The organism is Saccharicrinis aurantiacus, assembly GCF_947489045.1.
GTDB lineage: Bacteria > Bacteroidota > Bacteroidia > Bacteroidales > Marinilabiliaceae > Saccharicrinis > Saccharicrinis aurantiacus.
The window spans coordinates 56,364-66,379 of sequence record NZ_CANLCN010000024.1 but is presented as its reverse complement, the minus strand read 5'-3'; the positions used below and the strand labels follow the sequence as shown (position 1 = coordinate 66,379).

Here is a 10,016-nt window from a genome sequence, read left to right as displayed (position 1 = left end):
ATGATAATTTCATAAAGCACTATTAAACAGGTAAATATAATTTTCTGTCATTGGTAGGCACGAAGGAATCTCAAGGCGACTTTATTAAATGAAGTGGTAAATGATAAGTTATAAATTACTTTGCAGCTCGACTACATCGCGTAATTAAATCATAGGCAAGCTGTAAAGCACTTCTGTCTTCACTCTCCCGACTTACAAAACGCCTTGAGATCGCCGCGTGCCTCGCGATGACGCAATAGCGTAGTCTTGCACACAACACAATAGAATAATTCTCCCATAAAAAAAGGAGCAACCCTAAGGCTGCTCCTTCAACTCTAAATTATCATATTAAATTGCAAAAATCATAACTATTCTATTTAATTGGGCTTATCATAAACTTAAAGCTATACTTGCCTGATTGTGGCAGGTATTGCGGCAAACGAGTAGATAAGGTACCACCCATTCCGGCCTGTAGCATATGAATATTTACCGTATAAAAACCTTGTGCTTTTAAATCGTAAGGATGCTCTGCTTCTTCAATATTATCGGCTGAATAAGGCCATACTGAAAAGCTAAACTCAGGCTCAGCCACAAATTGTAAACCTGCTTTTTTAGCATTACTCATTTTAAACCAACGCGTAAGGGTTCTGTTTCCATTTTCTTGTGGATACGCATAGTTGTAGAACAAGTCGTCGGTTTTGAAATTATACACATTTAATTCTCCATTTCTCATTCTATCCGGGTAAGTTCCCACAGGGCCATTACCGTAATAAGCTGTATTCACAAGATCAGAAGAAACACCCATTGTGGCACCAAAACGAATAAGACTAGCCAATGATTTATCGGCATCTAAATTCATATTTACCTCAAGGGTACCGTTATTAAACAACACATACTGAGTTACTAAATTAATTTTAGCACCCTTATTTTGTTTTACTTCAATAACTGCTTTACCATTCTCGTTACTAATTACCTCAACAGAAGAAGTTTCAAGTTCGGCGGGTAATTTTTCCCAAACATTTCTCGATTGCTTAAAGAATTTATAGTTGGCTCCTCGTGTATCGTTATCTGTTGTTGGGCGCGTAAAGTTAGGCTTTAAAGGCGATGATAACTGTTCTTTTCCTTTTAGGATATAAGATGTTAAAGCTCCATTTTCTTTACTTACAGCAACACTGAAGTTTTTGGTAGATAGCGCTAAGTTATTATTAGCATCGGCCACCTCAAATGCAGTTCCCGAAACATTTGGTACTGTTACCGGCGCAGTTCTTTCTTGAACCAACAATTGCTCTTTAGCTACTTCAAAACCTTTTTTGCACCATAGGCGATCTTGCTTTTCGTGCATGCTAATTCTTAAGAAATACTCCGATTCAGCATTGAACTTAATTGCCTTTAATGGAATATTTACAATGCCTGATTCCGCTGCTGCGATATCGATGCTTGCTAAACTTCCCTTCTGAATTTCTTTACCATTTTGAGATAAGCTCCACTTGAAATCGTAGTTATTCAGGTTAGAGAAAGAGAAGCGATTGATGAATCTTACTTTTCCGGCTTTAATATCTACAGCCTCAACAACAAGTGGTTGAAATACGTATTTACATTCCCACGCATGTGGATGTGGCGATTTATCAGAAGCAAAAACTCCGTTCATACAGAAGTTAGCATCGTTTGGCTTGTCGCCGAAATCACCTCCGTAAGCAAAAAATGTTTTGCCATCAGGACCTTCTTTCTCAATTCCTTGATCAATCATATCCCAAATAAAACCACCTATTAAGTTAGGTGTCACTCTAATTTCGTCCCAGAAATCGCCCAATCCACCAATGGAGTTACCCATGGCATGTAGGTACTCGCACATAATAATAGGACGGCTGATATAAGGACTGCTGGCCATATTCTTAAGCTGATCCAAGTTAGGATACATACGACTAATAACATCCACATAGCCCGGATCGGTAGGGTTTGCCATAGCAGGGTCATTTGCATATTTATAACCTACATTATCTCCTTCTTCGTAATCAGGATGCTCAGGATCTCCTTGTGCGCCTTCGTAATGCACAAAACGAGAGCGATCGTACTCATGAATCCAAGCGGCAGCAGCTGCAAAAGCAGGTCCTGTACCCGACTCGTTACCCAGCGACCACGAAATGACACAAGGGAAGTTTTTATCGCGTTCCACCATTCTAATTACACGGCTCATGATTGAAGCGGGCCATGTTGGCTGATTGGCCAAATATCCACCCAAGTGATGTGTTTCAATATTGGCCTCGTCCATTACATAAATACCGTACTCTTGACAAAGTTCGAGGAAGTAAGGATCATTAGGATAATGCGAGGTACGCACTGCATTAAAATTAAAGCGTTTCATTAGCTCCACATCTTCGCGCATATCATCGCGTGTTAATGCTTTGCCTCTTTCAGAATCATGATCGTGGCGATTAACGCCCATTATTTTAACCTCTTTGCCATTAATCAATAGCTCTTGATTTTTACCAAACTCTACCTTACGGAAACCCATTTTCTGGCTGCGTGCTTCCACTACAGCTCCATTGGCATCTGTTAAAGTATATACAATATTATACAAGTAAGGGTTTTCAGCAGACCACTTTGTTGGGTGGTTTATTTCTGCCTCAAGCATAGCCCACTTTGGCATATCGCGCGCAGCGTAACGTTGCTTACGTATTTTTTCAACAGGAACTGACATTGGTTTTTCCAACACTTTGTTATTTGAAGCATCAAATAACTCGGCAGATAATGTCCATCCTTTTAAATCTTTTTCCCCATCCTTAAGCCAAAGCTTCGGACGAATTTCTAATTTGGCATTTTCAATATTGGCATCAAACTTAGTGCGAACAAAGAAATCGTTTAAGGCCACTTTAGGTTGAGCCATTAATAACACCTCGCGATGAATTCCGCTCAAGCGCCAGTGGTCTTGATCTTCGAGATAGCTGCCATCCGACCAACGAAAAACTTGTAAGGCTACTCTGTTTGTTCCTTCCGTAAGAAACTCGGTAATATCAAACTCGGCTGCTAAACAGCTTCCCTGACTATAACCCACTTTTTCGCCATTCACCCATAAATGAAATGCCGAAGTTACACCACCAAAATGAAGAATTATGGATTGACCATCCCAATCGGCAGGTACTTCAAAGTCGCGGAAGTAACTTCCCACAGGATTATCTCTGTAGATATATGGGGGCATTGGAGGCTGAGGACCTTTCCAATCGTATTTTAATGTGCCATCTAAAATATGTGGCGTAAAAGGGTAAGTAATATTAGTATAAATAGGCTGTCCGAAACCTTGAAGCTCCCAGTTTGATGGGACTTTGATATCGCTCCAATCGGCACCTTTAAAATCTTTTGCCATAAAATCAGTTGGTCTGTCATCTGTTTTACCAACGTAGTTAAACTTCCAAACGCCATTTAAAGATTTTATACGTGCTTTGTCTCTGTTACCCACTAAGGCATCATCTGCGTTAGAATAAGAATAACTGGGCACTCTGGCATCCATTTTATTCTGCTCGAACATCATTTCGTTTTCCCAATCGTTTTGGGCAAATCCGAACTGAACTGAAGCCAATAGAAATGCTACTAATACTATGTACTTGTTCATGTGTTAAAATTGTTTTGATAGATATTGAATATCTAAAATTAATGTATGTTTCGTTACTTTATTTTCATCCAGTACACTGGATTATTTTCACGAATATAGGGCTAAGAAGCAATAAATAGTGCCTCACAGCACTAGACTAAATATGGACAACAGACCATAAAACAAAAATAGGCAGAACTTGTATGCATTATTAAAAACCTTTACGGATATCAATTACCACCTACATACAAGTTTGCCCTATTTAGTTATAATCTAGTATCAAGTATTAAGATTCAAGTATAAAGACTTAAGATTGCTTACCTCCAGTTAAAAGATTTAGCGATTGAATTTGTTACCTAAAAACGATTCGTGATAACAAGTTCTCATTTGAAATCATTGGTGTCTTTTGTCTTTATACCATTGCCTTACAACTGTATTACTAATTATCGTACTACTCTACCAGAACCCGATCCGCCCATTAAAGCTTCTACTTCTGAACGCGACGAATAGTTGAAGTCGCCATTAATTGAATGACATAAACAAGAAGCTGCTACAGCGAAACGAATAGCATCTGCTGATTTTGCTAAATCGGGTGTATTTAATGCAAATACTAAACCTGCACCAAAAGAATCGCCACCACCAACACGGTCGATGATATTTTTAATTTGATAAGGGGCATATTCGCCATTATTCATTGGAGCAATATGTGCTTTACCTTCGGTAGCATCGTATAATAATGCTCCCCAGTTGTTATGTGTTGCCGATAAACTCTCACGTAAAGTAATGGCTACCTTTTTTACATTAGGGAACTGACGAATGATTTCTTTTGCTACATCAACATATTTATCCACATCAAGCTTACCGCCTTCAATATCTGTATTCTCTGCAGAGATACCCAACACATCGTGCGCATCCTCTTCGTTGGCAATAACCACATCAACGTAAGGTAAAATGGCACGCATTGTTTTTTGTGCTAAATCGGTTGCTGAGGTACCGGTTTGCCACTGCCATAATTTTTTACGGAAGTTAAGGTCGCACGAAACGGTTAATCCTTTTTCTTTTGCAGTACGAACTGCTATTTCAGCAGCTGTTGCCGACATTTCAGACAAGGCAGGTGTAATACCTGTGGTGTGTAACCACTCCGAACCATCAAAAATGGTATTCCAATCGTAGTCCTCGCCCGGAGTCATTGAAACGGCAGAATAATCTCTATCGTACATTACTCTACTCGGACGTTGGTTAGCACCACGCTCAACAAAATACAATCCGAAACGACCGTGATCTGTTAATTTGATACCAGATGTATCTACATCAATTCCTTTTAAAACTGAAAGACAAGCTTCTGTCATTTCGTTATCAGGTAATGCTGTTACAAACTTAACATCGCCACCTAACATGGCTACAGATGCAGCTACATTGGCTTCGGCACCAGCAAATGTAAGATCAAGCTTACCTGGCATACTCTGACGAAAACGTTGGAAGTTCTCAGGACAGATACGTCCCATTATTTCTCCGAAAGTTACTATTTTACTCATGTTATTTTTTTTAATAGTATAAAGCAATAGGGATAAGATCTTAGAATTTAGGTTAAAAAATACCGACCTTACTCCTATTGAATATCCTTATACTTAAGTCTTTATATTTAAACTCGAAGATGGAATTAAAATTACCCTCTTACCTTTTTAATTAAATCTGTTATTTCTTGTGCATTTGCAGTAATGGTATCCCACTGCTCGCCTTGTATTAATGGTTGCTTCGCAATCCATGAACCACCAATTGCAGTAATTAAAGGAGACTCAAGGTAACTTGCTGCATTTTGGATATTACATCCGCCTAAGGGGATAAACTTAAGGTTTAAGTATCCATAAGGTGCAACCATATTTGTTAAGTGCTTCATACCCCCTGAAGTTTCAGCAGGGAAATATTTAATAACTCTACAGCCATTTTCAACTGCAATTTCAATATCAGTTGGAGTCATAATACCCGGAGCAAATGACAAACCTTGTTTGTGAGCTTCCTGAATAATACGAGGATTACATCCTGGAGCCACAGCAAAATCGGCACCCACATCGGCAATAGCCTTAACCTGATCAACCGTTAATAGTGTACCAAAACCCAAACACATTTCAGGCACTTCTTTTTTAATGGCAGCTGCAGCATCTAAGGCAGCATCGGTACGTAAGGTTAATTCAATGGCATCCACACCACCTTTTAATAAGGCTTTGGCAGTTGGTACCGCATGTTTAACATCGTCGATAACCAAAACTGCAATTACGCCACTTTGGTCAATTTTTGTGATAATTTCAGGCGTCATAGCCTGTTGTGCAATAGGTTGCATATATTAAGTTATAAATGTGATTACTACATATTGGAGTTGAGCATAGCTAATCCACAGCATTTAAGCTGTAGATCAACTAGTCAATCCAAAATTTATATTGTTATTTAAACCAATACTGGTTTATAAGGCAGTAGAGATTCTTTTCTTAACGAGATAGTCGTTTAAAGCCAAGTAAGAACAATCGTGACCAATTCCACTTTCTTTAATTCCTCCATGCGGTAGGTAGATGGCATATTTTACACCGTTTACTTGAACTTCTCCAAAATCTAACTCTTCTGATAAGCGACGAATTACACCTTCATCTTTAGAGAAAACATAAGAAACCAAACCATACTCTGTATCGTTTGATAGCTCCACAACCTCATCAATGCTTGAGAATTTCATCATGGCAGCAACAGGGCCAAAAATCTCTTCTTTAAAAGTTCTGCTTTCTTTTGTGATTCCTGATAAAATAGTAGGCTCAATAAAGTTTCCTTTATCCATGCCTGCAGGTACCTTACCTCCGGTTACTAATTCTGCTCCCGATGCTACATCATCAGCCACTAACTTTAAAATACGGTCTCTATCACGAGAGGTAACTAAAGGTCCCATATCTGGTTTTTCTTCAATACCGAAACCTACTTTAACCGCTTTGGCTTTTGCTGTAAATTTCTCAAGGAATTGATCATATACACTTTCGTGGATTAGGAAACGGTTTGGAGACACGCAAATTTGTCCGCAATTACCATATTTTAAGGCTGCACCAATATTAACCGCTAAATCGATATCAGCATCTTCGCATACCACAAATGGCGCATTACCACCCAACTCTAAACTTACATGCTTTACTGTAGTTGCCGAATCAGCAATTACTCTTTTTCCTGAAGCAGATGATCCAATCATGGTAAGTACTTTCGCTATCTTACTCTTGGTCATGGTTGTTGCCACCTCGTTAACCGGTCCGCTAATAAAGTTTACAACACCCGCTGGGAAGTTAATTTTCTCCAATATCTCACCCACTAAATAAGCCGATAATGGCGTTAATTCAGATGGCTTGATAATGATAGAACAACCTGCTGCTAAAGCGGGCCCAACTTTATAACCTACATTTAATAGAGGGAAATTCCATGCCAAATAAGCCACAGCAACCCCTGTAGGTTGGTTTACTACTTTATGACGATGCGTGTTTTCCATGTCTGGAATAATTTCATCGTGCATATTGCGCATCGCTTGCGGATAAAACTCCAATCCGTCAGCCAATAACTGAACATCTTCAGCAGCTGCTTCATAGGATTTACCCATTTCAAACATCACTGCTTTACGCAGGATATCATCGTTTTTAAGAACTTCGTCGCGGAATTTCATCATCCATTCCGTACGCTCCGATAAAGGTAATTTACTCCAGTACTTAAAACCCTTTTCAGCCTCAATTAAGGCCAATTCTGCATCAGCAACACCTGCCGATGCAACTTCTGCCACTACCTCTTCGGTAGCTGGGTTAATTACTTGGTGTTTGTTTCCTGAAATGGCATCGACTAATTTACCGCCGATGTACATTTTTTTATATCCGAAATTCATATCTTATTTTTTTGTATTTACTTAATTAAGTATATAATGGGCTTTCAGCCCAAACCCGACTTCATTTTTTCTCTTGATAGAAAAAACGAAGCAAAAAAGATCAAGGCTGCTTTACAAAAACCTTTCTTATTTATTTACAGCTTAAGTGCGGCTGGGTGATTTTCGAGCGAAGCTCTCAACTTCCCAGTCTTACTAAAGCTTTAACTAAAACAAAAGCTCTTTGTAAAGAGGCCATCCTCACATAACTCTGTATTAAAACTCTACAATAAACCATCCTTTAATCGCTTTACAAACAAAACTTAGCTAAAGCCGCTTCGTCTACCTCAACCCCTAAACCTGGTTTATCAGAAACAATTAATTCGCCGTTTTTCACTTCAAAATCAGGAATAGTTACCTTATCTCTTAAATCATTATCCGTTCTATCATGCTCCATATAGAAGTTCGAATTAAACATTCTACCCGGGATGTTCTCTAAATTACTAATAAAATGCATGGCTGCCGAAATAGCAATATAAGTACCCCAACTGTGCGGTACAATCTCCTTACCATAAGCCGATGCCAAAGCAGCTATCTTTTTAACCTCAGTTAAACCACCACAAGCAGCAATATCGGGCTGAGCAATATCAACCGAATTGTTTTTGAATAATTGGTGGAAACCGTAACGTAAATTTTCACACTCACCACCCGCAATAGGAATGGTAGTATTTTGACGTAACTCCGCATACTGATCGTAATATTCTGGAGAAACAGGCTCTTCGAACCAACCGATATTGTATTCCTCAATTGCCTTAGATAAGATAATAGCTTCGCGAAGATTATAAGCGTGGTTAGAATCTACCATTAGTTTCATATCATCGCCAATGGCTTTGCGCACGGCATGCACCATTTCAATATCCTTTTCAAGCGTCATACCTACCTTCATTTTAACAGCGTGGTAGCCTAAATCTTTATACATCACTGCCTCATCAGCCAAAGCTTGCGTTAAATCTTTCTCCTCACGGAAGTATAAACCGGTTGCATAAGGCGTAATGATATCGCGCTTTTTACCACCCAATAGTTGGTGCACTGGTACATTTAAAGCTTTACCTTTGGCATCCCAAACAGCCATATCAATGGCACTGATTGATGCCACAAGCACCCCTCTACGCGCATAATCTAAAGAACGACGATACATGGTATCCCAAATGGTTTCGTTCTCCAAAGGATTCATTCCCATAACATACTGAGAAAGTAACTTAACACCAGCACTCAATACATCGGCAGGGCCATAACCTTCTCCCCAACCAACTATACCACACTCAGTAGTTAACTTCACCAAGCATATTTTACGCTCGCTGTACGACCATTGCGAAAAATAAAATGGCTTATCTAACTTGTCTGATAAAACGAATGTTTCTATTGACTTAATCTTCATTTCTTATCTGGAATATTGAAGGAAGTGCAAGGATAAACCTCACACCGCCCTTCTTAATTTTATTATATACTTACGAAACTGTGTTTGAATAGCCAATTACTATCATACCTACACAGATTACAGCTACACCAAACATTAACCATGCAAATGGTTTTTTAGCACCTGCCCACTCTTTGTTTAGATAAGCCCAAACGTTACTTACTATAAGTCCGCCTCCCATTAATATTGGCCAACCAACTACAGAACCCATGTTACCCATTAAAGTAGCTCCCTGTCCGTATACACCCAAGGCGCCAAACCAACAAATAGCTGCAATGATAGACCACATATAAGCTTTACCTGAATTAGGTGCTTTAAACGAGTTCCATGATTTATTTTTAAATAAAAGGAATATTGAATATGCTGCATTTAAGATGAAAGCACCCCAAAGTACAACTACCCAAATGGCTAAACTACTATTGCGTGGAATGGCACCTGCCTCTTGAGCAAATTTTCCAATACCTTCGCCCTCGGCATAACCTATATCGAAACCAACACCTAATAGTGCTGATAAAAATCCACTGATAACTGCGATGATGATACCTACTTTTAAATTCACTTTTGAATCACCATCCTCTGTGGCTCTATCGCGAAGGATTCCTGCATAGGCTGCCAATGCAACACCTAGCACCATAATAAATACACCACCTACCACATAAGGTAAAGCGGCCATATTTGGATTATCTTTAATGAAGAATGGAATTAAGCTTCCTGCTGCGGCACATAAACCCAGTACAATACCATAGGTGAGCGACATACCAATATAAGGAACACTTTTACCAAACATGATTCCACCTATTCCCCATAATGCACCAAATAACATAGCCAATATCTTAATGTCCATTGGCGCTTGAGCAATGGCCCCAAATAAATCAGGCACAACAGCACTGGCCCAAATAGTTGGTAAAATTATCATTGCAAATAACGAATGAACCAACCACCAAGCTTCCCACTTTAGTGGAGCCATAAACTTCATCCCTAATCCGAATGAACCTTGAAAGAGAGTGGCAAATAATATTAGTGCTAATGGCAAAAATGCAAATTCCATATTTCTTTAGTTTTATAATTAACTATACAAAGTAATGGAATTGGATACACTAATA

The 10,016-nt window shown here is 39.0% G+C and carries 6 protein-coding genes; all 6 read right to left on the bottom strand.

Annotated elements, in window-relative coordinates; all coding sequences use genetic code 11:
• Nucleotides 1-352: 352 nt before the first annotated feature.
• The 6 genes from QMO11_RS19630 to QMO11_RS19605 all read right to left on the bottom strand — a co-directional run bounded on the left by QMO11_RS19630 (nt 353) and on the right by QMO11_RS19605 (nt 9,961).
• Nucleotides 353-3,586 carry a glycoside hydrolase family 2 TIM barrel-domain containing protein gene (locus QMO11_RS19630; protein ID WP_282039477.1) on the bottom strand — a complete coding sequence of 1,078 codons (3,234 nt, stop codon included), beginning with the start codon at nt 3,584-3,586 and terminating at the stop codon, nt 353-355.
• A 422-nt stretch (nt 3,587-4,008) separates the two neighbouring features.
• Entirely contained in the window at nt 4,009-5,100 is a 1,092-nt protein-coding gene (locus QMO11_RS19625; RefSeq protein ID WP_075602761.1) for a sugar kinase, read from the bottom strand.
• Nucleotides 5,101-5,231: 131 nt separating this feature from the next.
• Entirely contained in the window at nt 5,232-5,903 is a 672-nt protein-coding gene (locus QMO11_RS19620; protein ID WP_222844133.1) for a bifunctional 4-hydroxy-2-oxoglutarate aldolase/2-dehydro-3-deoxy-phosphogluconate aldolase, read from the bottom strand.
• A 120-nt stretch (nt 5,904-6,023) separates the two neighbouring features.
• Entirely contained in the window at nt 6,024-7,460 is a 1,437-nt protein-coding gene (locus tag QMO11_RS19615) for an NAD-dependent succinate-semialdehyde dehydrogenase (protein WP_282039474.1), read from the bottom strand.
• Nucleotides 7,461-7,746: 286 nt separating this feature from the next.
• Complete coding sequence (locus QMO11_RS19610; RefSeq protein WP_282039472.1) at nt 7,747-8,874, bottom strand: mandelate racemase/muconate lactonizing enzyme family protein; 1,128 nt, start codon at nt 8,872-8,874, stop codon at nt 7,747-7,749.
• Nucleotides 8,875-8,944: 70 nt separating this feature from the next.
• Nucleotides 8,945-9,961 (bottom strand): L-rhamnose/proton symporter RhaT, encoded by a 1,017-nt coding sequence (locus QMO11_RS19605; protein WP_282039470.1) that lies wholly within the window; start codon nt 9,959-9,961, stop codon nt 8,945-8,947.
• Between the last annotated feature and the right edge of the window lie 55 nt (nt 9,962-10,016).

Coding starts and splice junctions, on each gene's coding strand:
- QMO11_RS19630 (WP_282039477.1), bottom strand. CDS start 3,586: ATGAACAAGTACATAGTATTAGTAGCATTTCTATTGGCTTCAGTTCAG.
- QMO11_RS19625 (WP_075602761.1), bottom strand. CDS start 5,100: ATGAGTAAAATAGTAACTTTCGGAGAAATAATGGGACGTATCTGTCCT.
- QMO11_RS19620 (WP_222844133.1), bottom strand. CDS start 5,903: ATGCAACCTATTGCACAACAGGCTATGACGCCTGAAATTATCACAAAA.
- QMO11_RS19615 (WP_282039474.1), bottom strand. CDS start 7,460: ATGAATTTCGGATATAAAAAAATGTACATCGGCGGTAAATTAGTCGAT.
- QMO11_RS19610 (WP_282039472.1), bottom strand. CDS start 8,874: ATGAAGATTAAGTCAATAGAAACATTCGTTTTATCAGACAAGTTAGAT.
- QMO11_RS19605 (WP_282039470.1), bottom strand. CDS start 9,961: ATGGAATTTGCATTTTTGCCATTAGCACTAATATTATTTGCCACTCTC.